Source organism: Microcoleus sp. MOSTC5 (genome assembly GCF_036701825.1).
Classification (GTDB): Bacteria; Cyanobacteriota; Cyanobacteriia; order Cyanobacteriales; family Microcoleaceae; genus Microcoleus; species Microcoleus asticus.
In genome coordinates, this window is record NZ_JAUBRK010000032.1 from 26,395 (window position 1) to 52,276 (window position 25,882).

Here is a 25,882-nt window from a genome sequence, read left to right on the forward strand (position 1 = left end):
AAAAGTCACTGTACAACCTATGTCCTTTGGGTAAAGAGGCTCTGAAGTTTTCAGCAGATTGTAGACACTTCGAGCCGTGTATAATCCTGACCACGGTAATTCATCTCCCCCAGCAATTACCCTGGCATATTGAATTATTCTTCGGTACAGATTCTTATCCATTTTCTTGGTTGCTGTTCCTTTGATAGTTGCTCTGATAAGTTGCAATCACGCCCCAGGATTTGGGGCATGATTTTGTTATAGCTAACGTAAATTTGCTTGATAGAGTTTGGTTTCTCGTTTCACAAGCTCTACCTGCTGCTGAGTCAACAGACAGAAATCTTCAATTTGCGGATCGATCGCCACAACGAGAAGCTGTCCCTGAAGAATCACGCGCTTTGGAGTAAGCATAGTTGGCTGATGAGCCTTCCGCAAGAACTCCTCATCACACAGAATGACGATTGACGGGTCAGAGTAACACTGATAGACAGGTTCCAAGTAAGCTTCTTCCCCTGGAATTCCTACAAGTTTTTGAAGTTCTGGGATTTGTGGCAGTTCGGTTGCTACTACTTCTTCAATTCCAGTAGAGTTAACTAAGACGTAAAATTGCACTTGAATGGCTCCTAATGATCGAATTACAGAAAACCTCAATCCCGCAGCGAAGCACTAAAATCGTGTTGTGGCTTGGGTGGTTTTGGGTGCAATCTGAGTTCTTCTTTCACCATTTTTACTTGCTCAAGATTTAGCAAACACAAATCTAATAATGAGTTGTTAGTTCCGAGAATAACTACCTGACCGAAAATCACGTCTCCCTTTTTAGTTACACAAGTCGGTTTCAGCGCTTTCGGTTCCACGTCATCATCACAAATTATGACAATTTTGGGGTCAGAAAAATTAGAACAATCTAGCACTTCAAAAGTGGCTGGCTCTCCTTTAATGCCAACCAAATCTTGAATTTCTTCTGTTGTCAACATTTCCGGCTTGGTGTAAACATTTATTTCTTGTTCGTTCGTAATCAAAATGTAGTAAGGCATGAGAGGGAACTGGGAGCGACCCAGTTATTCGCTATTTATTGATTTGTCGCCATCTTAGAGATGGGTTCACACAAAGCTTTAGCTGTCTCAAAATTCTCAGGGGGAACATAGAGGCTAAATTTGCCTTGATACACGTAAAACTCTAGTTGATGAGGGATTTTGCCAAGGGCAGCAACAAGCGTCTGATGCTGATGGGATGGAAAACAGCTACTCTTTGAAGTCCTGAAATATTGGTGTCAGGTGAAGACATTCATTAGGACTGGGAACGACCCAATTATTACGCTAATAAGGTTGTGGGCTACCAAATAAATTACCAGATTGTTGGCAAATTCGATCGCATCTTGAATTAATTCAGCTTTTCGTCTAGCAAATCCTGTATGGGATAACTTTGCTAAACGATAAATTTCTTCCTTTGACCATCGGCTTTCTGCGTCATAACCGGGATCTCCACTAACCACCGAGATTTGAATTGTGGTATTTTTGGGCCATTTCGTGATTTGAAGGTAGTAATCATTCCAGCCGTCATCAATAAGAAGCTCGCACCTTTCTCTTGTGTAGGGGATTGATTTACCTTCTTTGGTTCTCCAAGAACCGTTTTCGGTGGATATGTCTAGTTCTAAGTCGTTCATTTTCAGAAACTAAAAACTCAGAAACTTGCAGCGAAGCATTTATGCAATTCAACTGGGAGCGACCCAGTTAATTACGCTATTAGAAAACTACAGCACCTTCGATTGCGATACAGAGTTCTCCCGGACTCAACATACTCGGCAGGCACATAAACTCGGAAAGCGCCATCTTCCCAAATTTGCTCGGCATTCGGGGGATGAAACTTTATCTGATGAGGAATCTGAGCTGTTTTGAGTGCGGTTTCGATCGGTTGATGGTGATGGGCATAGAAGTCGCTGAGGGCGACGAACCCATCGGCATTTTTAGCGGGCAAATTATCTGTCATCGTTGATATTTCCCTGAAAGTGTGTAGTAAGCAGTAGTGTGTCTATTTTCATCAGCCGTCACATTTAATCGAAAGTAATTACCGTCAGATTTATAAGTTTCTGGGACTTGGGAAGAGTAAAATTCAACTTCTTCTAAAGTAACGAAACCTTCTTGAGCAGGGTGATACATCTGTAAAACTAGAGTAGAGTAATTTTCCGTAAATAGTTCTTGATTAACCAGTGCTTAATACCCTTGGCTAGACGAACTTTTGAAAGTTCTTCTAGCTCTTGCTTGGCTAATTCAAAACCTCTATCCCCGAAATAAGTAGCCCGTTTGTCAGAAGAAAATTTGTCTTCGTTCGGGATAAACTTTGGAACGTCCCAGAAATCAGGGTTTTCATTAGTTAAGTCATCATTGGTCATCAAATAACCAATTAGCTGTGTACCATCACCGGTGAACGTTACAACATCCATTTCACCAGGAAATTTGAGGACTTCAATGTAGCTCATTAATACAGTTTCGGCAGAGTTCTCAGCAGCTAGATATCGATAGCCCTGAACTCTAACAATGTAAGTGTCCTTATCAATCATTAAACCCTTTAGGGTATCGGTGTCGATGTTTATCATGATGGTAAATCCAAGAATAAAGCAACATCTTGCAGCGAAGCACTAATGGGAGATAACCCTCTCCCATTAATTTTATTAATCAGCTTCAGCCCCCCAGGAGTCCCAGTTCGGGCGAGGTGTACGGGAAAAGAGTTCAATTCTGGAGGGAGTGGAAAGTTTACCCAGTTTCTCGCAGTTTTCCAGTTTTTCGGCGAGTCGATCGGCAATGTCCCAGAATTGTTCAGGCTTCTGTGAATGCTTGGTGCGCGGTGCCCGAATGATGTTGACGATATTCGTCAAGCCGTGATGGGTAAAACTCCCAGGATTGCCTTTAGTGGCTACAAGAAAATGCTCTGTGCAATTCCGACCGTAGTGACCTATTCCGGCATGAGGTTTGCCAGCCTTGGTGATTTTCTCCCAGGTAAAGGTACTGTGATGGGTAAATCCCCAGTGCTCCAGACACCGGAACCCTAGCGCTTGATGGTTGTTTGTTACCCACAGCAGCAGATACGAGTCCTGATTGGCGATCGCACTGATCGGCATACTCTTAATCTGCTGGTCGGTCATGCTCGGATACGGACATCGACCCCGATGGCTAGGGTCTGTTTCTCGTAAGTGAAAGTCCCAGGGCGGGTCTAGCACTATCAGCCGATAATCGTTGCAGGGAATCGGGCGCAGATTTGGGATGAGGTTAATGGCGATCGACAGTTTAAGTTGCCCAACCTTATCATCAGGTTTATACTTGCTTTCACTCCCAATCTTGTTTTCAGTTCTGAGAGTTTTCATAGTCGATACTTTGGATGAGCTTTGATTTTGTTGATGATTAGTCCGTAGACAAACATTGTTTGCGTCTGTTCAATTTTCACGCTATCTAACTGGGCTACATCTGCAAGTAAACACTTAAGGATTTGAATTGCGTTCTCGCCTTCTAATCCTGTGACATTCTGAACAAGTTGAGCTGCAATCGCAAAATACCCCAAATCCGATTCAATGGCTCCAGCTAAAATCTTCTTAGCAAACTGTTTAAAATTCCAGTTGTTGTCTCGTGCTAGCTGAAAAATTTTGTCAACTTCTTCTTGGGTTTTTTGAGCTTTTCGTTGAATTTCTTCCTCTGTTAGAGGGATTTCTTCTTCGGCTTGAGGAATTAAAGTCATGTCTTTCTCCTGTCCTGATAAGTAGATGCTGTGATTAAGATGATTAGGAAAGCAGGTAATAGCTTCCATAACTGAAAGCAGCTACAAAGTTCCTTGCTCAGCCTGAATAGATTTGATAAGTAACCCATGCTGAAACAAGAGGTGAGCTTTATTGATGCTTCCCATATCTAATTTCTTGGTTTGAGCCACAAAAAAGAAAAGTATGGCATGGTTTGCTTCACCTTCTAGTCCCGTGACTGTGTTAATGAGTTCAATTGCAATGGCGACGTAACCGGAATTACAAGCAACACAACCCGCCAAAATCTTCTTAGCAAATTGTTCAAAATCCCACAAAATAGATGTAGCTAAATTAAAAATTTCGTCAATTTTGGCTTGAGTTAGCTCAGCTTCTTGGTCAGTTGAGAGTTGAGGAATTGAGGCTTGTTGCTGAGTCATCATTGGCACTCCTGAGTATTTTTAAATCAACAACTAACAACGAAGTATTAACTAGCTGGTTTCGGGATACGTTTCTGATATTCCACTAATCCATCAGCCATTAAAGTTATAGCTGCCTGAGTTGTCTCTGAGTTACCTAATAGACTAGCTATCATCATTTCGTCAATTTTGGCACAACAGACTTCTATTGGTAAACCTGTAGCGCTTTCCAATAAAAGGCTTGAAAATGCTAAATAATGGACATCTTGTAAGAGTACATTATCCCAAATTTCGATAGCAAACTCTCTGATACTCAAGCGCCGTTTCCCGGCACTGTTCACGATACTCTTAATTTCATCTTTGAATTCTCGGATTTCTGCTTCAGTAGACTCTTCAGTGAGTTGTTCAATTTCTGGACACATTTTGGCTTCCTCATAAGAGTAAAAGTCAATCCCCCAAAGCGAAGCATTATAAGCTTCACTTTGGTTTTGACCATTAGCACCACTTGCCAGCAACTATCACGACTTCGCCATTTTCTTCAACTTGAGACTCAATGTTAAATCCTTGATTCCTCAGTGCTGCCAGGGTGTTTTCCCGTGCATACCAAGGCAAAAGTTGTTCCATAAATTTCTTGGCATCTTGTTGAGAACCGTCACGAGTTAAAAACTCGAATTCCTCTGTTTCTTCTACTAATTTGAAGCCAAAGTCATAACCACCCTGATAGCTTTGCTTGCGCCGAATGACAAATTCCGCTAGTTTACTGTTGCCGAAAGGGTCATGAATTTGAGCATTACTTTCTAGATAAGCCCCGGTCAGAATTCCATCAAGTCCAGATTCAATCATTTCCTGAAGAACTTGTTGGAGGACGATCGGATTCTTGATTTGAGTTCGGAGATGAGTTAAATGTGACATCTAAATTCCTTTAGAGTTGGACAATGAACGAGTTAATCTTCAAAAGTTTTAGCAAAAGTTGCTCGTTGTGCGCCATCAATTTCAAGTTTTTTCACTTGTTTTGATCGAATCAGTGCCAGTCGCAAAGCTAGATTATTGTTCCGAAGTTGGTTGTAAATCCATCCGATGCAGGGGAGTTCGAGGTCGGCGGTGGAGTAATGGCAAGCCATGATTCGCATGGGGTTTGTGAGTTGGGAGACGACTTCCGAAAAATCAATGTCTGGGTTAGCGATCGTCTGACTCAATTTCTGATGATTTTCTCGGCTATAGCCAGAGATTGTGTTCAAATCTCTGTCTTGTTTCCAGGGACAGTTTTTGCACTGCTTAGTTTGTGTTAGTTCCATGATTTTTGAGTGGGATTGGTTGGGAACGATTATTAATAACTAAACCGTTATAAATGAGTTGTACAGCCCACTGACTCTTTGCAATATTCTGGGCAAGTGTTTCTTTAGCTAAGAACCGGAGAAATGCCAGATTTTCATCTTGAACTAGACCTGTAGCCAGATTAATCATTCGTGAGGCGATCGCCACATAAGGCGCTTCCTGCTTCACTGCATTTACCCAAATTTTAAGAGCAAAAACCTCCAACGTTATTTTGTTACTAATTGCTTCTGCAAAAATTTCGTTAACTTGGGCTTGGAGCGAGCGAAGTTGTTCCTCTCTTGTAAGTCCTGTGTCCAAAGTCATGGCGATGCTCCTAATTTGTGTGAATGATGTAGTGCGAAAGTCTGTCCAGCAGCCAGTGGGGGAAAACTGGACAGACTTTTAAGATTTAGTTTTCGTCGGGCAACAGAAGGATTTTCTCTTGTAGATAAAGTTTGAGTTCTGGCAAGGGAAAATCGGTAAATGGAATCTGTTGAATAATCGCAGGTTTAGTTTCGGGGGTTGGTGAATCTTCCTAACAAGTCAATACCGCAGCATTGCCTCGTTTGGGCTTAATAAACTCATGTGCATTTCCGACATGAAGGAACCAAAGTTGAAACTCGGTTAATCGGTGAATTCTGTTAGCTCTGGGCTGATGAGAGCCGATCGCATCAAGCAACCAAAAGCATTGAGCATTCTCAGCCAAATATTTAACTCCGTCAGTGTAACAAAGCCCAAGAAAATGTCTGTAATATTGCTCACTTCCACAAAAATGTTGCAAATTCTGCAAGAGTGTTTCAGCATCCATCATTGCCTTTGCCATAATCTGATTGCTAAATTAAAAACATCATTTCCTTACAGCGAAGCATTACATCACCATTTCAATTTCCTTTTGGTTCAAATGCTTCGGTTAATTTGTCATCAATAGCAAAAGCAATAATTCCGATCGCATCTCTCATCGCTGTTTCATCTCCCTGCTTAGAACGCAAAATCAGTAAAGGAATTCTGCTTTTATCAGGAAATACCTCATTAATCAAAATCAAAGCATTTTCGTTACCATCCAGGGCGGTAGACCAAATCACTGAGGCAAACGCCCAATTATTTATTACTTCTTTTTTACCTTCATCGGTATCGATCGTTTCCAAACTTGACAAAGGATGAACAAAATGGGGTTCCATATTCTGCCTCAATTTATGTGAGCAATTCCTAAATCAAAAGCAAAAAGCGAAGCATTTAACTTCGCTTTTTGATAACGATTAATTTTCATCAACCTGAAGGGGGGCAAAACGAGAATATGAAGTGGGTTGCGTGTGAACGTCAGGGATGCTGGCGGACTTAGCACCGGAGCGAATGGCCCAAGTTTTGAGTTCATCAATTTGCGCCTCGGCTATTTGTGCCAGAGGGACGCAACCTGCGATCGCAACAAGCAAATCATCCTGGGTAAACTCAACCCCGGCGCTAAAACCATTTTGCATCGCGTCGTAGACAACTTGCTGAATTTCAGCGCCTGAGAAATTTTTCGATTGCTCTGCCAGCAGCTTCAAATTGAAATCGCCGGCATTGACTCGATCGGGTCGGACGCGGGTGAGGTGTACTCGGAAAATTGCTTCCCGCTCTGTGAGGTTCGGCAGATCAACCCAAAAAGTTTCATCAATGCGGCCTTTCCGAATCAGCTCGGCGGGCAAAACTTCGGCTCGGTTCGCGGTCATGACCACAAAGACTGGCGCGGTCTTTTCTTGCATCCAAGTGAGTATCGTTCCAAATACTCGCTGGGAAGTGCCGGAGTCACCATCCATGCCACTGGCGATGTTGGCGAACGCTTTATCGACCTCATCTATGAAGAGCACGCAGGGTGCGATCGCCTCGACCAGCTTAATTACCTGTCTGATGCGGCTTTCACTTTCACCGACCATGCTGCCGAACACGCGACCGACATCGAGGCGCAGCAGAGGGAGTTTCCATTCCGTGGCGATCGTCTTGGCAAGCAGACTTTTCCCGGTTCCTTGAATGCCAGCGAGCAAGACACCTTTCGGGTTTGGTAAACCATATTCGCGGGCTTGGTCAGTAAAAGAGCGCGATCGAGATTTGACCCACTGTTTGAGAATTTCGAGTCCGCCGACGACTTCCAGACCATATTCAAGCGGGATAAATTCTAGAATGCCAGTCTCGCGAATTGTTTGGCGTTTCTCCTCGATGATCGCAGCTAGAGCGGTACTATCGACTTTGCCTCGTTTACCACGTGCCAAACATTTCGCCAGGACACGAGATATCCGGCATCGGGTCAGCCCCTGGCAAGCTTTGACAAACTGCTGCCGTTGTTCCGCATTTAGTTTGAGATCCGGGGGTTCGACCAATCGAGTGAGCAAGTTCGATATCTCCTCAATGCCTGGTAAGGAAATATCCACCACCGTCGTTTCTTGAGCGAGTTCTTGGGGAATTCGGAGTTGGTCGGAAAGAATTACCAGACAGCGACGGTCACGGGCAATTTGCCATGCCAGGTTTTTTAGTTCCCGGATGATCGCTAATTGATTCATTGCTATCTGCCCGTTGGCACCGGGGGCTATTAAACTCCCCAAATCCTTCATTACAAAAACAGTAACTTGCTCCATTGGCGGCGCTTTACTGATGCGCTCCAGTGCTTGCATCGGATTTCCCTTGCCTAAACCTGAGTCATTCCATCCCCTGGCAAAATCCCAGAAGTATATTTGTCCCTCTATGCCTTTGATTACTTCGCACAAGATTTCTTCGGCTGGTTCTTCTTCCGGGCTCACTACCCACAACAAAGGAAATCTCGCTAATAACATTAGCTGAATTTCTTTCTTTTGGTCTATCATGTTTTAATCCAATTATCAATTGCTAATTACTCTCTACCCAGCAGTGATGCGTACTTAATCCCATATCAAATGATTTGCCGAGCTAGTACGCAATCGAGCTTTTGAGCCACCAATTTTGCTACCTACAAGTCTTGAGCTACCCACTCAAGACTTATTAGCTCTCTAGCAATACCCATTCTCCCTTCTGGCTCAGTAACAGTAACAGAAACTGCTACTGAGCTTTTTGTTTCTGTTTCTGTTTCTGTTTCTGTTTCTGTTTCTGTTTCTGTTTCTGTTTCTGTTTCTCATTGCACAGCCACTTTTTGCCTTTTGGTTCTGGGAGCAGGTTCAAACGGCTTAGCTGGAGGTTGAACAGATTCAACAGACTCAACTGATTCTGAACTAGACTCAGAGTTAATGGGGTCAGAGTCAAAGCCAGAGTCAGAGTCAGAGTTAACGGGTTCTAAAAGAGGGTCAACCAAGTCTGAAATTGTTTCAGGAAGTAGTTCTGGGAGTATTTCAGGAAGTAATTCAGCTTGAGGTTCAGAGTGAGATTCAGATTGAGCGGCTTGAGTTTTAGCAAGACGTGCTTTCAAATCTTCAATTTCTCTGAGAGCTTCCGACAAATCAGCGTGGAGTGTTTCGTTTTCTACCATGAGCTGAGCATCTGTAACTGGCTCATCATCTGAATCATCTAAAACTCGATCGACTTGTAAAGCGCCACTAACTTTCTGTTGACTTTGCAGATTAGTGATTGTGCTCGAAGCCTCTTTAAGTTGCGCTCGAAGTTGTTCTAGTTGAGATTCAAGGACTTGTTTCTCACCAACTTGTGCTTGAAGAGTTTGAATTTGAGAATGAAGGTTCGTAACTTCACGTTCTCGTGCTTCGATTCTTCCTGTGAGTTGTGAAATTTCAGAGATTCGATCGCGGGCTGCCGTTTCAAATTCAGCAACTTCAGCCAACCGTTGTTCAGCGAGTGTAAGTTTTGCTTGTAATTCGTTACGATCTGCTTGTAGAGAGTCTAACCGATGACGAAATTCTTCAGAATCTGCCAATTGTTGTTTATTCAGATTCATGTACGCTTCTTTGAGTTCGAGTTTCTGACGTTCGTACTCAGATTTGTAAAAATTCAGCTCCATTTCCATTTTTGGAAATCCTTGGAGTTGTTGGCGAAGAATTTCGTTCTCCTGAGCCAGCGATTTCATGCGATCGCCACTGATACTGGTATCCGCTTTTTGGTAAGCTAAGCGGTAACTGGCGAGCGCCATTTGTTTCATCACCGCCAGAAATTCTTCAGGCACTTCGGATTCATCCAGCAAACCGTCGTCTACGGCTTCCAGCAATGCAGTTGCTAAATCTTTTTCAGATTTTCCTTGCTTGAGGAGTGACAGATTTTCCGATCGCCATTCCTTGACCAGTTTGCATACTGTGTCCGTACTGCCTCCGTAACCGTAGATTTCTTTGAGGGCTGCGTTTACTGATCGAACTGCCACCCCTACCCGATTTTTCTGAAGCACGGCACAGGCAAAATCCACCATTTCCCGACTAATTCCTGTGTACCCTGTGTGTTGCTTCTTGTGATTATCTAAATCAAACCCAGACAAGTCAAGGCTTGTAAACGTTGTTGGTAGTTTTGCCATTGCTACTCATTGGTAAATAGATTGGTAACCTACTTACCAATTTACACCATTTACCAATACTGGTAAATACATTTATTAAAAAGTTATAAGAGAAATAGAAGGATTTAGGAGGCAATGCGCTCGGCAATAACCTGGAGCACAACAGCAAGCTCTTCCTTTGAAATAGTACGAACTTGCTGTACGAGCTCTTGTAAGCGGCTGGGTTTGCGCTTCCCAGCCAGGACTAGCTTGAATTCTTCAAGAGTTTCGCCTCGGAAATGAGCGATACGTTCAAGATTTTCTAGGTCGGGAATTTTCTCCAAATTTTCCCAAGCTTTGATGGTGGGATGAGTTACCCCCAACAAGCGACCAAATGCTCGATATGGTCTATTTGCCCGCATTTCATAGATCAGCTCAGCAAATTTTTTCTTGGTGTGATCATCCATTACATATCGCTGAAGTTCCCTCTGCCTGGGGTTTCCAGAATAATTAGGATCATTTTGGCTAGGATTCTGATGGCTCTGAGAGTGGTTCAGGCAGCCAGTGGCAAGAGGTAGCACCGGGAGGGAAGATTCAGTTTCCACATCTGGATAGTCGTCGAACAAAAAACGAAAATTGATAGGTGATGGGGTATCCATTTGGTAAATAAGGTAGTATTGTGGTAAATACGCCTGGTAATACAGTTACCAAGCTTCTATTCGCAGGTACAAGGCACAGATACAAGGCACATAGTACAGGGGAAAGGTAAATAAGCGAACTCAAGCTAGTAATAGCTTAAGCCGTAGCAGACATTGAGTTAATCACATTCTGAGTTGTTCGCAACCACCTTAGTTTGCTTTGAGCTCTTCTGGATTCTCAATCACCACACCCTTAAATGCTTTGCGGTCTTAGCCTGTCCTGACTTTGAAACAGGTACTACGTCCGCCTTACTTTCTTACTTTAGCGTAACAACTTCGCCGTACATCAGCAAAGCTCCATCATTCTTCTTTGAGCTTGGCATATTTTGCAATGCACGGGCAACCCTAACACGCAGTCAAGAAAGTTTAAGCGTGGACTGCTACCAATCTTTTACTCACTATTTCTTTTATATGACAGAATCACTAAGCTCAACAGTGTCAACTGTGTTAGCGGATACCAACAATTTGCCAGAGAAAGCAAGAAAAACCAAGCGTACCTTATTAATTTCTGAAGACATCGACCACAAAGTTCGTGTTTTCGCAGCGCACAAAAGAATTAGTGTGGGTTCTTTAGTAGAAACAGCTTTAATTCTTTATTTCTCTTCTCAGAACATCTCTCAACAAAATACTGAAACTTAAGTATTAGAGAGGTTCTGATGACAATAAACGGATGGTGTCGTGTTAACTATCACAAAGATGGTAAACGTCGTTTTGCGAAGTTGACGGACGGCTTATGCTGTGAATGTCTAGCCGATCGACTCAATAAAGCAATTACTGGATCAGCCCCTGAAACCGTCGTTGAACCTAAACAATCACAGCAACGAAAGAAGGAAATAGCTAATCGAAGAAAAATTACTTGCCTCGAACAGAAAATTATGGATTTGGAGGTAGAACGCGACAATCTAGATTCAGAGATTAATCATCTGCGATTGAAATTGCAGACTCTTATCAACTCCTTAAACCAATCAGGAGTTAAAAAATCAGGAATAGAATCAGGAGCAAAGACGTGAGTAAGAAAATAGTGATCGATCGTGAATTAGCAGAAAAACATCTCAATTACCTGGGATATGAATCAGGTCAAGCCTACTTGAGATTTTTGTATCCTTCCACAGACGATCGTAAGAAGAAAGATAAAGGACGCAAACTCTCTGACCTCAACTGGCAACAAATTGAACAATATCAAGCAGATGGGCGCGGTGTTTATGTAGTCATCAATGGCGCTGGCGGTACTGGTCAAACCGATGCTGATATTAAACAGTGCTGCGCTATTTTCTGTGAATGGGATGACATATCGCTAGCTGAACAGTTCGAGAAATGGAGTGAAGTCAGTTTTGTAGAACCGACATTCACAATATTTAGTGGTGGCAAGTCCATGCAACCTTATTGGTTGTTCGAGGAGCCTATTACCCCGGAGCAGTGGCGCGAACTGCAAGTGCTTCTCATTGAGATAATGGAAGCTGATGGAAGTAATAAAAATCCCAGTAGGATGTTACGCCTAGCAGGGGCTTGGCACATCAAACCCGATCGCCCACCAATCAAATCAGAAATTGTCAGTGAATCAGGTATTCGATACAATTACAATGATTTGCGGGAACGTCTTAGTAGATTATTCGCCGAGCTTGAGCAAAGAAGAAAGGAGGAAAAGGAGCGGAATCAGCAAAATTTACTCGATTTATTAGCCAATTCTTCTAGACCAATAAGCATTGAAAATATCGCTAACGGTACAGGAAGTGCTGGCACTTCCACAGCGACACTTATAAAACCAACAGAAACTCTCCCCGCGTCAGGAACCAAAAAGATAAAATTCAAAGATCTTAAAGTTCCGGTGCCGATCGCCATACCCTTGGCTTCCGCCTTGGGGAAAGCCAAAGTTTATCTGAATGGAATCGAAACTCAAAGAAATACATCAATGGCAATGCTCGCCAGAGATTTACTTGGAGTTCAGGCCGAATTTCAGCGTTTAGGACAACTTACAGATGACGATGCTTATACATTATTTTTGGATGCTTGTCGCCGTTGTTCACCCGGTGGCGGATGGGATGAGGATGAATGGCAGCAGATATGGGATTCGGCTGTTAAATCCAATCCAGTCTCCTCTATCAAACACTATATTCCTGATGGAGTAGAAGGCTGTATTAAGGGCGTATATTGGCGCTTTCTCAAAGCTCAGCAACCCTTTGATTTAGATTTCTCACCTAAGTCTGATTCTGCGTCTATTCCTGATTCTGTTGCTGAGTTAGAAAACCCAAAGTCATCGGCTTTTAACATTTTGGATTCTAATGACAAGATGATTCAGGATTACAAAAAGTTGAACCGACATTTTGGGAAACAAATCAGGCTAAACATACTCAGCAAACGAATCGAAATAGATGGAAAACCTGTATCTCTCGATCGAGTCCGGCTTCAACTCGCAATCAGACACGGAGTATTGACTCGATCGAGTAGAGAAGATGTCCAAGACATTCTAACAGAAATAGCTGTGGAAAATCAATACTCACCTATTCAAGAGTATCTAAATTCTCTGCCAATGGCTTCAGATACTTCCATTTTAGATACTTTGGTTCAAAGATATTTTGGTGTGGAAGGTGAACTTTATACAAAATTCATCCGAAAGACTTTAATTGGTGCTGTAAAGCGCGCCTTTGAACCGGGTTGCAAAATGGATACAGTTTTAATTTTGCAAGGACCTCAAGGATTCCGAAAATCTACATTTTTCAAAATCATGGCAGGCAAGCAATATTTTGACGATTCTTTAGGGACGGTTTCAGATAAAGATGAACGTCTAAAACTTCACCGAGCTTGGTTAATTGAATGGTCGGAGCTAGAGTCAATATTCAAACGCCGCGATGTCTCGGCAACCAAAGCTTTCCTCTCCTCTGGGACAGATGCTATTCGACCGCCATATTGTCGAGATACCGAAGATTTCGATCGACCTAGCATTATTGTTGCCACCACCAATAAGCAAGAATTTTTGGCAGATGAAACTGGCAACCGCCGATTTTGGATAATTCCGGTTAAACAAAAAATTGACACCAAATTACTCAGGCAAGAACGAGACAAAATTTGGGCTGCTGCGATGCTGGCTTATCGCTCTGGTGAAGAACCCTATCTTGATTTTGGAAATGATGAAGAAAAAGCGGAACAGTTAACAGAGGATTTTCAAACCTCTGACCCCTGGGAAGATTTCATCCTCAATTACATCGAGCACCGTGACTACGTTCAGTTGAGTGACCTCCTTAACCATCTCCAAGTCGATCTGAGTCGGCAAGAGCGATCGCACCAAATGCGCTGCTCGGCTATTCTCAAAAAAATCGGGTGGGAACGAGAATTCAGAATGATCGGCTCCAAACGGGTTCGAGTTTGGGCAAAAGTCGAGATAGATGAACTCGCTGATCAACCTCAAATTTTGAAAATCCCCTTAAAAATGGAGGTCGATCGCGAGGTTGATCTCCATGCTACGTCTGGGTTTGATCGACCTGATCAACCTGATCGTCCTGTTTCTCAAACTTTACTAATTCCTGATTCCCACCCTGATTTCCCTCCCTATTCCCCTGACCAAATCTCCAATCCAACGTCCGAGGAAACTTCTGAGCCGACCTCTGAGCCGACCTCTGATTATGGCGAGAGTGCGATCGCCCAATCATGTGAACCGATCGCAGATTTAGCAAGCAAGGACGCGCTGACCGATGCTGAAAAAGCAGCAGATTTAGAAAGTTTGGGTGAAAAGGTCGATCGGGTCGATCGGGTCGATCAAACCCTTACAGAGCAAGCCTTTGATTCCGATCGACCTTTCCAAAATGAGGTTGATCTTTCAAAAAATGAGGTCGATCAGCAAACTCAACAACAAAGAGAGGAAGCTGACCTACTCGAATATATTCGGACAGTGCTCGAAGCCGGCGACCCGGAATTAGCTAGAAGTATCCAGAGCGTTTTGAAGGAAGTTTGCGGAGTCGGTGCGGCCGATCGCCAAAAGGTCTGGGCAAGCCTGACCGAAGCCGAAAAAGCCGCCTTCACCGCTCTACTCAAAGCCCCCATACCCGAAACCCCTGAAACTTCGGGAGCTACATCTGAACCTGTAGAGGAACCCACACCGACCACACCAGCCGAACCAGAATCAGAATTAAATCCTGCGAATTCTGCATCCAAACCTGAACCCAAACCTGAACCCGTAGTCGAGCAATTAATTAGTGATGAAGATGCAGAGAAACTGCGAGAACTAGCACTGATTTGGTGGAATGAATACTACCCAGAACAACTGCAAGCTCTTCTAACACAAATGTACGGTTGGCAGACACCAGGGACTAAGTACGACGTTGCTGTGATAATTCAGTGGCTGGAGGGGGAAAGTGCGGAGGTTCGCGATCGAATCTATCAATTGATCACCCTCAAAAATCACAATTCTTCAACAGATTCTCTAACAGATAAGGAAACTGACTAGGAAACAGTAGAGATTATGACCAATGAAAGAACAGGGGAAGATGAAAGTCAATCAGATAAACTCTCAACTGAACTTACAGTTGAACAAAAGTTTAGCCTTAAAGTTTATTCTGAGCAGACTAAATCTCTTTCCGCTGAAGAGGCACAGATTTTGCTGATTGAAATGGTTCGTCGAAATATGATCCAGAGTAACATTATCAAACATCTCGTTAATTCTCAAGATGAATAAATCATCTAATTCAGGTTCTGATTTAGGTTTTTAATTAAATATTAAGGGAGGTAAATTATTAATTTTTTTGTGGTTTTTGAAGGATATTCAATATAATGAGAAGATGAACTTTTGGAGGGATTTAAAGAAGAAATAGAAAACAAACCGAGGAGTTAGCGATACCATCTGGTCTTTGTTTTTGTTGCAAGTTTTATTTGCAGCTTTGAAATTGCGTTCTTCTCTATAGTCACTTACAAAAAAAATTAAAAGTTTCACCGTTCCAAATTCGATCGCACTCGCTGCAACAGTACCACAATCTCAGGGCTGCTTCATCGGTGCGGAGTCCTCTCCCAAACTTAAATTCCACATAGTCGAGGAAATGCTTGAGGTACGAGTCACACCAAGATTTCTGGACAATTGCCTTAATTTCTTTAAGAGTGGAAGGTTCGTGGCACTGGTGGGGAGGTACTGAAATTTGTAAGTTTTTTCAAGGATTTTCTAGAATTCCTCCAGCAAAGCTAACGAGTAACTTTTTTTTCTTACCCCCATTCCCAAAAAGCCTTCATCAGCACAGTCCGCTCCCGTATCCTCATCGGCTTAAGCTTTTGTGTCTGGCAACCAGTCCCTAAATTTCTCAGTAACGTGTTCAGAAACAGAAAAATACGTTTTGTTTCCGAAAAATAAAGAAACGTGTTTCTGTAACCCAAGATGTTTAGCGAGAGTAGAACGCTAGATTTTACGGCGCTTGTACCCGACAAAACGGTGAAAGAAGTCAGAAACAGAAAAGATTTTTGTTTCTGAGGCCTGTACTTGGTGAGGGAGGAGTCAAAATTACAATCCCAAATAATGTTTAATTTACTTGTAATACTTACTGTCTATAGATTTGAGGTATTAATGGTCGAGTGAGTGGGGAAGCAGAAGTAAATCATACTACTCGGAATTCAGGTGCAAGTAAAGGGAAGGAAGCTACTTCAGAAGTGCCAAAAGTAGACAAAAGCAACACTTTGAGCTTTACTTCACGACTACCTGAACAGGAACACTCGAAGGCTCTGGCAGCACTTTTACTACTTCTCTCGACAGCACAAATCTCTTCTGGGGAAGTGATTTGTTTGATGCCGCAAAATCCCGAGCGAGTGCTGTGGTTAGGAATCAAATTACTTGATAAAAATGACAGCGATGATTAGAGATGTCCTAGACGGCTGAACTGGTGGGAAGAAGTTTCAACGAGGCAAAGTCTGCTATTAAGTTTTACAAAACCAATAGGGCGCATTCAAAGAATCAATTAACAGTTCCCTGTTTTAACATAAAAAAGCCTGTATGATACAGGCTTTAAATTGGGAAGTATAAGTAACTTATTTAGACGGTTCAGAGGCATCAGGAAAAATAGAAGAAGACTCTGGTTTTAGTCGTTTTCGAGTTCTTCGTTGGGGTCGAAAAGATTCTCGCCCCGATTCACTGTCGTTTTGAAGTCGATCGTTTTCAGGTTGCTGTTTTCTTGGGTGTTTGCTTGAGTCCTGTCCTTTGTACTTAGAATTGTATTGAGTCGTGTTTGCTGTCGGATAGTCATGCGTTTTCAATGGTGCTTCCGTAGGTGGCTCATAATAAGGGTCGTTGTATGGCGGTGAATCATAAGGAGCAAAGTCTATTGGAAAATAATTAGGAGGTTTTCTAAGGCTGTTTGTATAGGGCGATTTGCCTTTATTTGCAACTATCCCTAAAGCGATTGTAGCCAATCCACCAATCAAAAGTCCATCATCAGAGTTAATTCTGTTCGTCACGACTAAAAGCTGGGCAACTCCACCAATAGTGCCGAAAACAGTGGCTAACAGATCTAAAAAAGTGTCTGGTGTTATTTTCATCGTCATAAATTAGTGTGTTCTTCTGGGCATAATTCGGGTCATCAAAAGCTGATTCAATATATTCAATCAAGCTTTTGCATTCCTAATTGGGCTAATGTTTCGATAGATAATTAATTGAAAGAGGCTAGAAAATATGATTTGCAATCGCTCCTACTTCCTATCAATTATCGTTGTTATTTCCCAAATATGATTTTTTTTATCAGCTTTAATCTGTCTTGCAGCTAGATAAAAAATAAAGGATAATACTGCGAAAAATAGGCTAATACTTGAGACAAGTAAGTTAATACGTTCGATACACCCTTAGTCTTTACTAGCTCTGTTGATAAGTAATTAGCAAATTTTGAGCCGTAGTTTGTCATTTAACAAGCGATCGATTGCAGAAAATAAATTCTCGTAGATTACTGGGCAACAACAGCCAATCTATCTGCCGCAATAATAGTTGTCGGAAACACAAATCTCTCGTCAAATCTGTATCTACGATCGGATTTTGCGAGATACATAAAGTCAAAATGTTCTTCAGAAAGCCGACCAACGAGACACCCAGCCGCAGCAGTATGGATGTCATGAATAGGATGATTCCAGCCGTGGTGCTGGTTTATGCCGTAGACTCCCCATTCGATCTGATCGCCTGTCCGCTTCATGTCGCGATTGTAATCGCGATGAATTTTAACTTCATCGATCTGCACTAAAGCCTCATGAGGACTTGACCATCCATGAAGGCCGACTTGCCAAGCTTTGTATTGCCCAAATCCGATTCGAGCAGCGCCGTTTGGATTCATGGGATTGTCGGTGTAATAGAATCCCGGTTCCGTCGTCGCTATCCAAATGCCTTCGATTACTGGCTGATAATTTTCAGTAAAGGCAATGATTATTCTCAAATCATTGAAGTAATTAGGTCGATCGTCATTTTCCGTTCCATTAGTGTCCGCTCCTTCTACATAGATTATGTTTTTCTCCGACCTTCCCCGGGAGATTTCATAATTTTGCTGTTCCATGTAGTCAATAATTCTTTCGGCAAATGTCTTCGCCATTTCACTTTCCTCGGATTAGATGTACTGTGCAAAAGTCTTACAGTGTTTGAGTGTTAGAGTGATAACTTCTTAAATTCATAGGGCAAAATCATGTTTGGTTCTGCCCAGATTCCTACTTTTTTTCTGTTAGCTGTTGCTGCTGCATTTATGATTGCCCGCAATAAATTTATTTCTCTCACATTGTATATGTGACGATTAAAGGGCAATCGAGAAACAGCCAAGCCAGACTGAGCCTGTTTTACCTGGACATTGTTTGATAGGAGTAAATTGTCGATGTAAACATCGCAAACCCACCTCCGGTACATATCTTGTTCATAGGGAATAGCTATCAGCGCTCTATTTTGAATTAAATTCATCAACGCTAATTTTGCTTTTTGTGCCCATTCCCAATGTTTTAGAATCAGTGGATCAGAGCTGTTTTTATCTGGTTTTTGAGACTCAGGTGTGTCGATCCACTGCGATCGGCAGATAATAGTTTGACTATCTGTACCTTTTGGAGATACTAATTCCAAGTTGAAACTATCTCCATCGTAGATAAAGCCTAGTTCAGCTTTGTAGGCTGTTCCTTTAATTATTTCCATGACAGAAACTCCTAAAACTTTATTTTAAATGAGCTTGAGGGGTTTATGTCATCAGTAAATTCCGATCAATTCGATAAACTTAAAAATTTATATACATAGGCTTTATCCATATTCTCTTAGCGTTTTTCCATCGTTTACCTTCACCAGCCTCCAAAACTCTCCAGTGTCCTCGTCTCCAATGTGCAACAGGTGATGAATGAATTTTCTTTAGTTTTGTTTTTTCATTATCATCTTCTTGTTCTTCCACAATTTCTTCAAAAGTTTCTAAAGAATCGGATTGTGGAATAGAAAAACCTTTACCAAGCCAACGAGGAAATCGATCGACTGTTTTGGATTTGTGTAATTTTTCTCCAAATCCTTTAGGAGATGGTAAGTCTTTCTTCTCTATGTCGCTAACCAGAGAAGGAAGAAATTCAAGAGTCAACAGAATATTGATGACCAGATTCCTTAAACGTTTGATGAGAATTCTATCTTCAGGAGTAAGAGCATCACGTCCAATATCAGAATTTTCGTCATAAATCAAAGTGTCTCCATTTTCTGTAACCGCAGTGCCGGAAGTCCACACAGTTTCGTGAGTATCTATTGTAGAATACTGAAAGTATAAAGGATAGCTTAATTTAAACGGATGAATCGAGATATCTCTCCAAGTCGCTGAATTCCATTCAGGATAATTAATATTGTTACAGCTAATTGTCAAGTAATCGATCGAAGCTCCATTGGGTGGTGCATAAATTGATCCTTTGGGTATGGCTAGCAAAAAAGTGGGTAGAGAGGGCTGCCATCCGCATAAAACCCCTGGTTTATGGAGAGCATCAGTCTGGTCAAACGCTTCAATTAACTCATGAGTTAAACAGTACATCGGCGCTTTTTGGGCAAACCAGAGTGCGATTCGGTAGCTTTGGATAAACGCTGAGATGTCAACTTGTGCATATTCCAAATCACAGGTTGTTAAACCGATCGCAATTATTTGGCTCAGCACTTGCCAGCTTATGTATTCTGATGGCACTCGATAATTCATATCTTCTCTTATACTTGCCAACAGCTCTTTGTTGATTTTTTCAAACATCAGCAAACTCTTGTTCCGATTCATCTGCGGTTGTAGAGTCAAAAATTTAGATTTTTTTGGCATAATGAAACCTTTAAATTAGTGTTATATTATATTGTAGTTTAGCTCTCTTTCTCTGCATACAATTACAATGATTTGTAAAAAATTGTAAGAAAATGGAAAGATATTACAAACCGCTCTATAAACCAAATCAGGTGTTTTGTGGTTCAGGACAAACAGCCATAGTAACAGGCTGGACATTGAAAGGCACAGTGAAGAAGAAGCTGGAAGAGCATGAGTATGGAGCCATCGGACAACTATACTCAGCAACACGCGGTATCAACTTTTTAGTTAGAAACTTACTTTAGAATCCTCATGTCCGATACCTAATAGTGCTAAATGCAACGAAGGAAGATAAAAACTCAGGTGCAGCTCAATGTTTCCTAGATTTCTTTCGACAAGGTTTTGAAGAGGCAAAAAGTGAAGAGGGTGTTAAGTGTTGGAGAATAAAATCAAAAATCATTGGCTACATCGATACTGAAATTCCGTTAGAAATTTCTGCAAGAGTTACGGAAATCGATCGAATGTTATGAAGTACACAGCATCACCGCAGCAGTCACTCTAGCCAAAAAGTTAGCCAACCTTGCTCAGAAGCCGGAGTGGGCAACGCCGACGATATTCCCGTTGGTGGAGAACTTGCCGGCGGTTTTCCCAGGTCAGCGTTACGGGTACCGGATAGAAGGGAAGACGATCGCCGAAACCTGGGTAAAAATCATCCACCGCATCAAAACCACAGGTGTGTTGCGACCTACGGGCTATGACGGACAGGTGCAAGAGCTGATCGATCTGATGGCTATGGTCACGGACGAACCGCCCGAATTATTCTTCCCGGAGCCGAACTATCTGCCGTCGGAGTAGAATTGCAAAAAGCTGCTCAGTGCTTGAAAACTCAAACCAGCTATATCCAAGATTTATGATGCCTTTTTCCTTGAGTGCCAAACCCGACGAAGCTCTGCCAATTTACGGAAGTCTGACTATGACAGAGCCTAAGCCCTTTAATGCTCATTTGAATTTTACAAGTCGTCCCTTCAATCCATTGGAACGATCGATTCCTACCTCAAACCAGTCCCCGACAATTGAATTTGAAGCACAATTAAAAGCTGATGGCATCAATCTTCATTAATTTTTAAAGATGTAAGACTTCGTTTTGATGAATTGAATTGTTGTTTATTTGTAAGGATTCAGGTCAGGGGGTATTGACAAAGATGATGCTGGAGGGAGATTATTAGAATTATGAAAAAAGAGCCGCCTCTCAAACTAGACAGTGAAATATTGAACCAGTTGGCTCCCTCACAACTGGTAGAGATAATTATTGAGCAGGCGAAGGCTATAGAGCAATTAAAATCGAGAGTAGTAGAACTAGAAAAAAAAATACAGGAACTAAAAGTCAGCAGAGATTTAGACAGTACAATATCATCAAAACCTCCATCGGCTGACCTCCTCAAAAAAGCAGAGAAGAAACCAGAAGCTCAACCATCCGAGAGCCAAACACCAAAACGGAAACCAGGAGGGCAACCAGGACATCCGGGAAAAACCAGAAAAGGGTTTGACCGAGTAGATAGAGAGGAAATATTACGACCGCAAGTGTGTAGATGCTGTGGTCAACAGGAATTCAGTGGCAAACCAATAAAAATAGAAACACAGCAAGTAGCACAGTTAGTGAAGCGACCAATTGAAATTGTAGAATATCAAAAATATACCTGTATTTGCAGCCAGTGTGGGGAAACACTCTTCAGCAGACTGGTCAGCCGAGATAGTACCAGGACAAGATATAGGAATCAGACTGCAAGCTTTTTTAGGATGGCTCAATAATTACGGGCATTTATCCTACGAAAAACAACAAGAACTGTTATGGGAATTGGGAAAAATAGAAATCGGGGTGGGAACATTAGTAGCCACAAATGAACGAATAGACGGTGCAGTAAATCCAAGTATTGACCGGCTTAAAGAGTGGCTCAAGCAAACCCAGCCAAATATCCATGTTGATGAAACACCTTGGTTAGTCAAAGGGATAAAAGAATGGTTATGGATTTTTGCCAATACCGACTTCGGTCTATTTCATGCGGCTGATACTCGTTCTCGCGCCGAGTTAGACGCCATCCTGGGTTCGAGCTACTCAGGGGTACTGAGCTCTGATGATTATAGCGCTTATAATGGTTATCCGGTGAAAGCTCAACAGAAATGTCTGGCGCATTTACGCCGTCATTTCAAGAAGCTGATCAAACTCCCCGGATTAAATAACAAAGAGATTGGGGTCTTCTTTATCAGTCTGGTCGATGAAGCCTTTAAAAACTACGCTTTATTCCAACAAAACCAAAATAGTGATGAATTCTTGAGTTGGACATCAGGGTTTAAACTAAAAGTTGAAACTTCTATTCATTTATGGATGGAACAAGCCGGAGGGGAAGCTGGTAAACTTTTGCGCTCCTTGCAAAAGAAATCCCATCAGTGGTGGTATTTTTTAGACCACCCGGAGATACCGCCTGATAATAATTTAGCCGAACGAACCTTACGTTTAGCCGTAACAAAAAGAAAAGTTAGTGGAGGTTCCCGCTCAATGGAGCGGTTCCAAGATACTGCTAATCTATTGACAGTTATACAAACTTGTCGTCGTCAAAGACGTTCTGTAATTGAGTTTTTTGACCAGGCTATAAAAGCAATGGTTAATTCGGCTGTGCAGACCCCATCTTTAATCCCTCAAGTTGAGACCTGAATCCTTACGTTTATTTTACACAAAATCATGACAACTAAGGTATTGTTAGTAGATTTAGACGGAACAATCCGAGAAACCGCATCGGGCAAAACGTTCATCAATGAGCCAACAGACCAGAAAGCGATCGAAGGGGTTCAAGATGTGATCGAACATCTGAGTCAACAATTTGTAATTATCGGTGTCACCAATCAAGGTGGCGTGGCAGCCGGACATAAGAGTTTGGCTTCGGCAATCGAGGAACAGCGAATAACTTTGGAGTTATTTCCGCAAATCTCAGAGATATTTTTCTGTCCAAATTGGGGAGACAGTTGTTACCAGGTTTCCCGTGACAACGAACCGATCGAATTCAGTGCGCCGTTGTCCGGTGATGGCACAAAGATATCCTGCCGGAAACCGGGATACGGAATGTTACTTCTGGCAGCCCGACCGCTGGCAGAGCCGGAAGATTGTATCATGATTGGCGATCGACAAGAAGATAAAGATGCTGCGGAGGCTTACGAGATTCAATTCTTTTGGGCATCAGTGTTGAAAAATCCAGAGGGATGGAGAAATGTCAAATAAGACGATTTACTTTTTGCAGTAAAACGCTTTTGAATTGGAGCTGGTTGCAGTTCTAGTAAGAGGTAAAATCCTTTGCTGCAACCAGTTTTGAAGTGCCACACAATTTGTTCTGTGGCTAGGCTAAGTTCCTAATACAAAAAGTTATTTAGAAACACAAAAAAGTGGAATTACTGGCACGCTCTGCCAATCGTAAGTAAATAAAATCATGATAAATAAATTTTAACACTCATTGATGGAGAACATACAATCATTAGTTATAATGAAGTAAAAGTATGTCATAATTATTTGGCTTTTCTACATTTACCGGGTCAGTTCATAGCTGCTAGAAATTTTTGTGCTAGGTTAAGATGAAAAATGATAAACCCACCATTTCATTGAATCAAACAACTGTTTAGCAGTTTCTAGAATTTGAGGATTGTGAAAAATTGCCGGATCTGAACTAACAGCAAGAGACAATCCTAAATCTAGACCTGCCTCATAACACGCTTCTTGCCACGCTTCCTGGGGAGTTTGAAAGAATCTACATCTATATCCTCCGACAAATACTGAATGTGGTTTCTCAGCAAATATCGCTCTGGCTTCAGTGCCAGGGATAAACGACGGAATGACGATCGCCGCTCCATCTTTGTGTCCCTTGTCTGAATTGGTAATTGAAATAGTTTTGAGTTTATTAGCTTGCTCGACAGGAATGCTCGGGTAAAGTTGAGTGTGGTTTAACATGGTAGTTTTTGGTGATCGATTAAAATTGGTTACTTCTCAGAAACAGAAGCTGTGGATAGTTCTCTGTTTCTGAGAGAACTAAAGCCGGATGAGACGAATACGGTTTTTGGGCATTCGTTGGAGATTGGCAGTAACTCTGGGACTTTTACCGTCACAAACGGCAAGCATGAAATTAGCCTCTTCACTCATGGCAATATCGGAAGCGGGATATTCACCAACATCGACGCTCGGATACCCTAGATTATCCTTGTTCCCGCTTTGATAAACAGTAACTCTAGGATATTCTAAGATAAACAATATTCCTAAAGCAATTTCGTCAAAGTCGCTAAAGTTTCCTACCAAAATCTCGGCATTAAGCCCAACTACTTTACAGATTCTTAGGCTGACTTGAGGAGGGATTATTTTTAGATTTTCCGATCGCGTGAAAAATACTTTCATTCGATCGAACTCTTATTTGATTTGATTAACATTGAATTTCCATAGAAACAAGAAACAGGAACAGTTACCTGAATTGTTTCTACTCCTGTTTCTTGTTTCTGTTTTTGTTTTTGTTTCTGGCTAAGCTCTGGCTAAACTCGGATAATGCGAATCCGATTGGATGGCATCCGTTGTAGATTGGCTGCGACACCGCGACTTTTGCCGTCGTAGACCGCAAGCATATAGTCAGCTTGTTTGCTCATGAAGATATCTTGAGCCGGATACTGACCAACAAAGACAAGCGGGTATTCAAAACTGAGATTGCTGCCAGTTTCATAAACCGCGACTTTGGGATACCTCAAAATCGTTAAGAAAACTAAGGCGAGTTGGTCAAATCCGGGATAGTTGCCGATTAAAATTTCGGCATCTAGTTTGGTTATATTGTGAATCCTTGTCCACATTTCATCGTTCATCTTCTGCAAATGCTCGGTTCCTGTGAGAAAGACTTTCATCTGTGGTCTAATTAGTTAATGTTTTTAGTTAAGTAATTGACTGTTACAAGCGCGATGTAACAGCCACTTTTTTTGTAAGTTTTTAGATTCTTTTGAGAAGGATCGCAATTCGATCGTATCTATCAGAATTGGAACTGGTATCAAAAATGCCAAACTGCTTATGAGAATAGTTGATACCGAGTAACGAGATAACGCAGTAGTGGCGGTAGTAAGGAAATAATATTGAACCTAAATATAGCTCAATATATTCCGTTTCAAACAGGACTTTTGCCGTCAACTTCTGATATTGTTGCTGGCTATTTTGTCCCAAAAGTTCTAAGCTCTGAGTGTGCATAGTCTACTGGTAACTAAAAAACTGCCACTCTACAGCGAAGCATTAACCCCAAGCACGACTGTAATAATTCAATTGTTTCACTTCTGTAAGTTGATCTATCGACCATATCTGAGCTAAAATTTTACCAATTACGTCATAAGTCTCGGCAGAATTAGACCGCTCCAACCCCTGGGTTTTGTCTGCAATAGAACAGGTGTTGCGGTAGTAGCGATAGAGTTGATCTAGCTCCGGTGCAACATTGAGTCTATCCCAACGTAATCGGTTAGCAAATCTAAGCGCTGGTCGATCGTATGGAATAGCTGAAGGATGAATAAAAGAAAAAGATTCTGAGCCTGCCTTGCCAATTTTAGTGAGGTAGGGTAGCGACATATAAGTTTTCCAAAAAGTCACTACCCAACAACGAAGCACTACTTACATTCACGGCTGTAGTGATTTACTTTCCTTTCTTCTGTTTCTTGTTCTTTTGACCACAGCTTAGCCAAACGCCGACCAACTTCCTCGTATTGTTCCATGCGAGAGTGGTAAAAGCCATAACCTTCTCCTACATATCCTTCATCACACTGAGGTGTTAGAAAGATATAACATTTATCGTCATAGGAAGGGAACAATTCACCTAATTCAGGCTCAATATGTTCCTTTTCCCAGCGAAGTTTAGCTGTTAACTTTTTAAACATTGATTCTGCATTAAACCCAGAATCAGGAGTAGAGGCAGGTTTAGACTCAGGCTCAGGCTCAGGCTCAGGGAATTTGTCACTTTTCTTAGGAAATCGAATGGTCATATTTATTATTTATCTAGAAACTCAAAGTTTTATAGCGAAGCATAAACAGACAAATCTTTATGCCTCACTAAAGATAATTTAGT

Annotated in this window: 36 protein-coding genes and 2 pseudogenes; 11 read left to right on the top strand and 27 right to left on the bottom strand. The window is 41.9% G+C overall.

Annotated features, from left to right (window positions below; genetic code table 11):
- Window positions 1-243: 243 nt before the first annotated feature.
- From QUA54_RS18485 to QUA54_RS18565, 17 genes and pseudogenes are all read right to left on the bottom strand, one after another.
- Window positions 244-591 carry a hypothetical protein gene (locus QUA54_RS18485; RefSeq protein WP_333415759.1) on the bottom strand — a complete coding sequence of 116 codons (348 nt, stop codon included), beginning with the start codon at window positions 589-591 and terminating at the stop codon, window positions 244-246.
- A gap of 35 nt (window positions 592-626) precedes the next feature.
- Window positions 627-1,013, bottom strand: coding sequence for a hypothetical protein (locus QUA54_RS18490; protein ID WP_333415760.1), 387 nt, complete (start codon window positions 1,011-1,013; stop codon window positions 627-629).
- Window positions 1,014-1,249: 236 nt separating this feature from the next.
- Window positions 1,250-1,642 (bottom strand): hypothetical protein, encoded by a 393-nt coding sequence (locus tag QUA54_RS18495; RefSeq protein ID WP_333415761.1) that lies wholly within the window; start codon window positions 1,640-1,642, stop codon window positions 1,250-1,252.
- A 71-nt stretch (window positions 1,643-1,713) separates the two neighbouring features.
- Complete coding sequence (locus tag QUA54_RS18500) at window positions 1,714-1,965, bottom strand: hypothetical protein (protein ID WP_333415762.1); 252 nt, start codon at window positions 1,963-1,965, stop codon at window positions 1,714-1,716.
- A gap of 178 nt (window positions 1,966-2,143) precedes the next feature.
- Entirely contained in the window at window positions 2,144-2,572 is a 429-nt protein-coding gene (locus QUA54_RS18505) for a hypothetical protein (protein ID WP_333415763.1), read from the bottom strand.
- A 75-nt stretch (window positions 2,573-2,647) separates the two neighbouring features.
- The gene (locus QUA54_RS18510; RefSeq protein ID WP_333415764.1) at window positions 2,648-3,337 is read right to left on the bottom strand and encodes an MT-A70 family methyltransferase; all 690 of its coding nucleotides are present in this window, start codon (window positions 3,335-3,337) and stop codon (window positions 2,648-2,650) included.
- On the bottom strand, window positions 3,334-3,705 hold the full coding sequence (locus QUA54_RS18515) for a hypothetical protein (RefSeq protein WP_333415765.1): 372 nt from the start codon (window positions 3,703-3,705) through the stop codon (window positions 3,334-3,336). Before QUA54_RS18515 ends, QUA54_RS18510 begins: the two co-directional genes overlap by 4 nt.
- An 81-nt stretch (window positions 3,706-3,786) precedes the next feature.
- Window positions 3,787-4,143 carry a hypothetical protein gene (locus QUA54_RS18520; RefSeq protein WP_333415766.1) on the bottom strand — a complete coding sequence of 119 codons (357 nt, stop codon included), beginning with the start codon at window positions 4,141-4,143 and terminating at the stop codon, window positions 3,787-3,789.
- A gap of 44 nt (window positions 4,144-4,187) precedes the next feature.
- Window positions 4,188-4,634, bottom strand: coding sequence for a hypothetical protein (locus tag QUA54_RS18525; protein ID WP_333415767.1), 447 nt, complete (start codon window positions 4,632-4,634; stop codon window positions 4,188-4,190).
- Window positions 4,615-5,031 (bottom strand): DUF1257 domain-containing protein, encoded by a 417-nt coding sequence (locus QUA54_RS18530; RefSeq protein WP_333415768.1) that lies wholly within the window; start codon window positions 5,029-5,031, stop codon window positions 4,615-4,617. Before QUA54_RS18530 ends, QUA54_RS18525 begins: the two co-directional genes overlap by 20 nt.
- A gap of 32 nt (window positions 5,032-5,063) precedes the next feature.
- The gene (locus QUA54_RS18535; RefSeq protein ID WP_333415769.1) at window positions 5,064-5,414 is read right to left on the bottom strand and encodes a DUF6283 family protein; all 351 of its coding nucleotides are present in this window, start codon (window positions 5,412-5,414) and stop codon (window positions 5,064-5,066) included.
- Window positions 5,395-5,757 (bottom strand): hypothetical protein, encoded by a 363-nt coding sequence (locus QUA54_RS18540; protein ID WP_333415770.1) that lies wholly within the window; start codon window positions 5,755-5,757, stop codon window positions 5,395-5,397. Before QUA54_RS18540 ends, QUA54_RS18535 begins: the two co-directional genes overlap by 20 nt.
- Window positions 5,758-5,842: 85 nt before the next feature.
- Window positions 5,843-6,256, bottom strand: a pseudogene (locus QUA54_RS18545) (DUF6876 family protein).
- A gap of 58 nt (window positions 6,257-6,314) precedes the next feature.
- On the bottom strand, window positions 6,315-6,611 hold the full coding sequence (locus QUA54_RS18550) for a hypothetical protein (RefSeq protein ID WP_333415771.1): 297 nt from the start codon (window positions 6,609-6,611) through the stop codon (window positions 6,315-6,317).
- A gap of 78 nt (window positions 6,612-6,689) precedes the next feature.
- Complete coding sequence (locus QUA54_RS18555; RefSeq protein WP_333415772.1) at window positions 6,690-8,267, bottom strand: AAA family ATPase; 1,578 nt, start codon at window positions 8,265-8,267, stop codon at window positions 6,690-6,692.
- 284 nt (window positions 8,268-8,551) lie between these two features.
- Entirely contained in the window at window positions 8,552-9,886 is a 1,335-nt protein-coding gene (locus tag QUA54_RS18560; protein ID WP_333415773.1) for a hypothetical protein, read from the bottom strand.
- A 104-nt stretch (window positions 9,887-9,990) separates the two neighbouring features.
- Window positions 9,991-10,503 carry a helix-turn-helix transcriptional regulator gene (locus tag QUA54_RS18565; protein WP_333415774.1) on the bottom strand — a complete coding sequence of 171 codons (513 nt, stop codon included), beginning with the start codon at window positions 10,501-10,503 and terminating at the stop codon, window positions 9,991-9,993.
- 450 nt (window positions 10,504-10,953) lie between these two features.
- On the opposite strand from QUA54_RS18565, the gene QUA54_RS18570 reads away from it, so the two are divergent.
- From QUA54_RS18570 to QUA54_RS18590, 5 genes are all read left to right on the top strand, one after another.
- On the top strand, window positions 10,954-11,181 hold the full coding sequence (locus QUA54_RS18570; protein ID WP_333415775.1) for a hypothetical protein: 228 nt from the start codon (window positions 10,954-10,956) through the stop codon (window positions 11,179-11,181).
- 17 nt (window positions 11,182-11,198) lie between these two features.
- The gene (locus tag QUA54_RS18575; protein WP_333415776.1) at window positions 11,199-11,552 is read left to right on the top strand and encodes a hypothetical protein; all 354 of its coding nucleotides are present in this window, start codon (window positions 11,199-11,201) and stop codon (window positions 11,550-11,552) included.
- Window positions 11,549-14,980 (top strand): VapE domain-containing protein, encoded by a 3,432-nt coding sequence (locus tag QUA54_RS18580; protein WP_333415777.1) that lies wholly within the window; start codon window positions 11,549-11,551, stop codon window positions 14,978-14,980. Before QUA54_RS18575 ends, QUA54_RS18580 begins: the two co-directional genes overlap by 4 nt.
- A gap of 15 nt (window positions 14,981-14,995) precedes the next feature.
- Complete coding sequence (locus tag QUA54_RS18585; protein ID WP_172190600.1) at window positions 14,996-15,208, top strand: NblA/ycf18 family protein; 213 nt, start codon at window positions 14,996-14,998, stop codon at window positions 15,206-15,208.
- A gap of 881 nt (window positions 15,209-16,089) precedes the next feature.
- Window positions 16,090-16,371 carry a hypothetical protein gene (locus tag QUA54_RS18590; RefSeq protein WP_333415778.1) on the top strand — a complete coding sequence of 94 codons (282 nt, stop codon included), beginning with the start codon at window positions 16,090-16,092 and terminating at the stop codon, window positions 16,369-16,371.
- Window positions 16,372-16,539: 168 nt separating this feature from the next.
- Here QUA54_RS18590 and QUA54_RS18595 read toward each other — a convergent pair whose 3' ends face one another.
- The 4 genes from QUA54_RS18595 to QUA54_RS18610 form a co-directional block, all read right to left on the bottom strand.
- Window positions 16,540-17,046 (bottom strand): hypothetical protein, encoded by a 507-nt coding sequence (locus QUA54_RS18595; protein WP_333415779.1) that lies wholly within the window; start codon window positions 17,044-17,046, stop codon window positions 16,540-16,542.
- Window positions 17,047-17,444: 398 nt separating this feature from the next.
- Window positions 17,445-18,077 (bottom strand): hypothetical protein, encoded by a 633-nt coding sequence (locus QUA54_RS18600; RefSeq protein ID WP_333415780.1) that lies wholly within the window; start codon window positions 18,075-18,077, stop codon window positions 17,445-17,447.
- Window positions 18,078-18,130: 53 nt separating this feature from the next.
- Entirely contained in the window at window positions 18,131-18,658 is a 528-nt protein-coding gene (locus QUA54_RS18605) for a thermonuclease family protein (protein ID WP_333415781.1), read from the bottom strand.
- A 79-nt stretch (window positions 18,659-18,737) separates the two neighbouring features.
- Window positions 18,738-19,787 (bottom strand): hypothetical protein, encoded by a 1,050-nt coding sequence (locus QUA54_RS18610; protein ID WP_333415782.1) that lies wholly within the window; start codon window positions 19,785-19,787, stop codon window positions 18,738-18,740.
- Between the two features lie 92 nt (window positions 19,788-19,879).
- On the opposite strand from QUA54_RS18610, the gene QUA54_RS18615 reads away from it, so the two are divergent.
- The 6 genes and pseudogenes from QUA54_RS18615 (at window position 19,880) to QUA54_RS18640 (ending at window position 23,037) form a co-directional block, all read left to right on the top strand.
- Window positions 19,880-20,071 (top strand): hypothetical protein, encoded by a 192-nt coding sequence (locus tag QUA54_RS18615; protein WP_333415783.1) that lies wholly within the window; start codon window positions 19,880-19,882, stop codon window positions 20,069-20,071.
- Between the two features lie 24 nt (window positions 20,072-20,095).
- Entirely contained in the window at window positions 20,096-20,296 is a 201-nt protein-coding gene (locus tag QUA54_RS18620; RefSeq protein ID WP_333415784.1) for a hypothetical protein, read from the top strand.
- A gap of 91 nt (window positions 20,297-20,387) precedes the next feature.
- Entirely contained in the window at window positions 20,388-20,621 is a 234-nt protein-coding gene (locus QUA54_RS18625; protein WP_333415785.1) for a hypothetical protein, read from the top strand.
- A 55-nt stretch (window positions 20,622-20,676) separates the two neighbouring features.
- Window positions 20,677-20,886: a hypothetical protein gene (locus QUA54_RS18630; RefSeq protein ID WP_333415786.1), complete on the top strand. Its 210-nt coding sequence runs from the start codon at window positions 20,677-20,679 to the stop codon at window positions 20,884-20,886.
- A 110-nt stretch (window positions 20,887-20,996) separates the two neighbouring features.
- Window positions 20,997-22,476: pseudogene (tnpC, locus tag QUA54_RS18635) on the top strand (IS66 family transposase).
- A 27-nt stretch (window positions 22,477-22,503) separates the two neighbouring features.
- Window positions 22,504-23,037: an HAD-IIIA family hydrolase gene (locus tag QUA54_RS18640; RefSeq protein WP_333415787.1), complete on the top strand. Its 534-nt coding sequence runs from the start codon at window positions 22,504-22,506 to the stop codon at window positions 23,035-23,037.
- A gap of 342 nt (window positions 23,038-23,379) precedes the next feature.
- Here the strand turns inward: QUA54_RS18640 and QUA54_RS18645 are convergent, their stop codons facing one another.
- The 6 genes from QUA54_RS18645 to QUA54_RS18670 form a co-directional block, all read right to left on the bottom strand.
- Window positions 23,380-23,757: a hypothetical protein gene (locus tag QUA54_RS18645; RefSeq protein ID WP_333415788.1), complete on the bottom strand. Its 378-nt coding sequence runs from the start codon at window positions 23,755-23,757 to the stop codon at window positions 23,380-23,382.
- 78 nt (window positions 23,758-23,835) lie between these two features.
- On the bottom strand, window positions 23,836-24,195 hold the full coding sequence (locus QUA54_RS18650; protein WP_333415789.1) for a hypothetical protein: 360 nt from the start codon (window positions 24,193-24,195) through the stop codon (window positions 23,836-23,838).
- Window positions 24,196-24,326: 131 nt separating this feature from the next.
- A complete protein-coding gene (locus tag QUA54_RS18655) occupies window positions 24,327-24,686 on the bottom strand; it encodes a hypothetical protein (protein WP_333415790.1) in 360 nt (119 codons plus the stop codon).
- A gap of 82 nt (window positions 24,687-24,768) precedes the next feature.
- Window positions 24,769-25,020 carry a hypothetical protein gene (locus tag QUA54_RS18660; RefSeq protein ID WP_333415791.1) on the bottom strand — a complete coding sequence of 84 codons (252 nt, stop codon included), beginning with the start codon at window positions 25,018-25,020 and terminating at the stop codon, window positions 24,769-24,771.
- Between the two features lie 42 nt (window positions 25,021-25,062).
- Entirely contained in the window at window positions 25,063-25,389 is a 327-nt protein-coding gene (locus tag QUA54_RS18665) for a hypothetical protein (protein WP_333415792.1), read from the bottom strand.
- A gap of 38 nt (window positions 25,390-25,427) precedes the next feature.
- On the bottom strand, window positions 25,428-25,799 hold the full coding sequence (locus QUA54_RS18670; protein WP_333415793.1) for a hypothetical protein: 372 nt from the start codon (window positions 25,797-25,799) through the stop codon (window positions 25,428-25,430).
- Between the last annotated feature and the right edge of the window lie 83 nt (window positions 25,800-25,882).

What these genes read in the sequence shown, in the direction of transcription:
- QUA54_RS18490 (WP_333415760.1), bottom strand. Translation starts at nt 1,013, where the DNA reads ATGCCTTACTACATTTTGATTACGAACGAACAAGAAATAAATGTTTAC.
- QUA54_RS18495 (WP_333415761.1), bottom strand. Translation starts at nt 1,642, where the DNA reads ATGAACGACTTAGAACTAGACATATCCACCGAAAACGGTTCTTGGAGA.
- QUA54_RS18500 (WP_333415762.1), bottom strand. Translation starts at nt 1,965, where the DNA reads ATGACAGATAATTTGCCCGCTAAAAATGCCGATGGGTTCGTCGCCCTC.
- QUA54_RS18505 (WP_333415763.1), bottom strand. Translation starts at nt 2,572, where the DNA reads ATGATAAACATCGACACCGATACCCTAAAGGGTTTAATGATTGATAAG.
- QUA54_RS18510 (WP_333415764.1), bottom strand. Translation starts at nt 3,337, where the DNA reads ATGAAAACTCTCAGAACTGAAAACAAGATTGGGAGTGAAAGCAAGTAT.
- QUA54_RS18515 (WP_333415765.1), bottom strand. Translation starts at nt 3,705, where the DNA reads ATGACTTTAATTCCTCAAGCCGAAGAAGAAATCCCTCTAACAGAGGAA.
- QUA54_RS18520 (WP_333415766.1), bottom strand. Translation starts at nt 4,143, where the DNA reads ATGATGACTCAGCAACAAGCCTCAATTCCTCAACTCTCAACTGACCAA.
- QUA54_RS18530 (WP_333415768.1), bottom strand. Translation starts at nt 5,031, where the DNA reads ATGTCACATTTAACTCATCTCCGAACTCAAATCAAGAATCCGATCGTC.
- QUA54_RS18535 (WP_333415769.1), bottom strand. Translation starts at nt 5,414, where the DNA reads ATGGAACTAACACAAACTAAGCAGTGCAAAAACTGTCCCTGGAAACAA.
- QUA54_RS18540 (WP_333415770.1), bottom strand. Translation starts at nt 5,757, where the DNA reads ATGACTTTGGACACAGGACTTACAAGAGAGGAACAACTTCGCTCGCTC.
- QUA54_RS18550 (WP_333415771.1), bottom strand. Translation starts at nt 6,611, where the DNA reads ATGGAACCCCATTTTGTTCATCCTTTGTCAAGTTTGGAAACGATCGAT.
- QUA54_RS18555 (WP_333415772.1), bottom strand. Translation starts at nt 8,267, where the DNA reads ATGATAGACCAAAAGAAAGAAATTCAGCTAATGTTATTAGCGAGATTT.
- QUA54_RS18560 (WP_333415773.1), bottom strand. Translation starts at nt 9,886, where the DNA reads ATGGCAAAACTACCAACAACGTTTACAAGCCTTGACTTGTCTGGGTTT.
- QUA54_RS18565 (WP_333415774.1), bottom strand. Translation starts at nt 10,503, where the DNA reads ATGGATACCCCATCACCTATCAATTTTCGTTTTTTGTTCGACGACTAT.
- QUA54_RS18570 (WP_333415775.1), top strand. Translation starts at nt 10,954, where the DNA reads ATGACAGAATCACTAAGCTCAACAGTGTCAACTGTGTTAGCGGATACC.
- QUA54_RS18575 (WP_333415776.1), top strand. Translation starts at nt 11,199, where the DNA reads ATGACAATAAACGGATGGTGTCGTGTTAACTATCACAAAGATGGTAAA.
- QUA54_RS18585 (WP_172190600.1), top strand. Translation starts at nt 14,996, where the DNA reads ATGACCAATGAAAGAACAGGGGAAGATGAAAGTCAATCAGATAAACTC.
- QUA54_RS18595 (WP_333415779.1), bottom strand. Translation starts at nt 17,046, where the DNA reads ATGAAAATAACACCAGACACTTTTTTAGATCTGTTAGCCACTGTTTTC.
- QUA54_RS18600 (WP_333415780.1), bottom strand. Translation starts at nt 18,077, where the DNA reads ATGGCGAAGACATTTGCCGAAAGAATTATTGACTACATGGAACAGCAA.
- QUA54_RS18605 (WP_333415781.1), bottom strand. Translation starts at nt 18,658, where the DNA reads ATGGAAATAATTAAAGGAACAGCCTACAAAGCTGAACTAGGCTTTATC.
- QUA54_RS18610 (WP_333415782.1), bottom strand. Translation starts at nt 19,787, where the DNA reads ATGCCAAAAAAATCTAAATTTTTGACTCTACAACCGCAGATGAATCGG.
- QUA54_RS18615 (WP_333415783.1), top strand. Translation starts at nt 19,880, where the DNA reads ATGGAAAGATATTACAAACCGCTCTATAAACCAAATCAGGTGTTTTGT.
- QUA54_RS18630 (WP_333415786.1), top strand. Translation starts at nt 20,677, where the DNA reads ATGATGCCTTTTTCCTTGAGTGCCAAACCCGACGAAGCTCTGCCAATT.
- QUA54_RS18640 (WP_333415787.1), top strand. Translation starts at nt 22,504, where the DNA reads ATGACAACTAAGGTATTGTTAGTAGATTTAGACGGAACAATCCGAGAA.
- QUA54_RS18645 (WP_333415788.1), bottom strand. Translation starts at nt 23,757, where the DNA reads ATGTTAAACCACACTCAACTTTACCCGAGCATTCCTGTCGAGCAAGCT.
- QUA54_RS18650 (WP_333415789.1), bottom strand. Translation starts at nt 24,195, where the DNA reads ATGAAAGTATTTTTCACGCGATCGGAAAATCTAAAAATAATCCCTCCT.
- QUA54_RS18655 (WP_333415790.1), bottom strand. Translation starts at nt 24,686, where the DNA reads ATGAAAGTCTTTCTCACAGGAACCGAGCATTTGCAGAAGATGAACGAT.
- QUA54_RS18660 (WP_333415791.1), bottom strand. Translation starts at nt 25,020, where the DNA reads ATGCACACTCAGAGCTTAGAACTTTTGGGACAAAATAGCCAGCAACAA.
- QUA54_RS18665 (WP_333415792.1), bottom strand. Translation starts at nt 25,389, where the DNA reads ATGTCGCTACCCTACCTCACTAAAATTGGCAAGGCAGGCTCAGAATCT.
- QUA54_RS18670 (WP_333415793.1), bottom strand. Translation starts at nt 25,799, where the DNA reads ATGACCATTCGATTTCCTAAGAAAAGTGACAAATTCCCTGAGCCTGAG.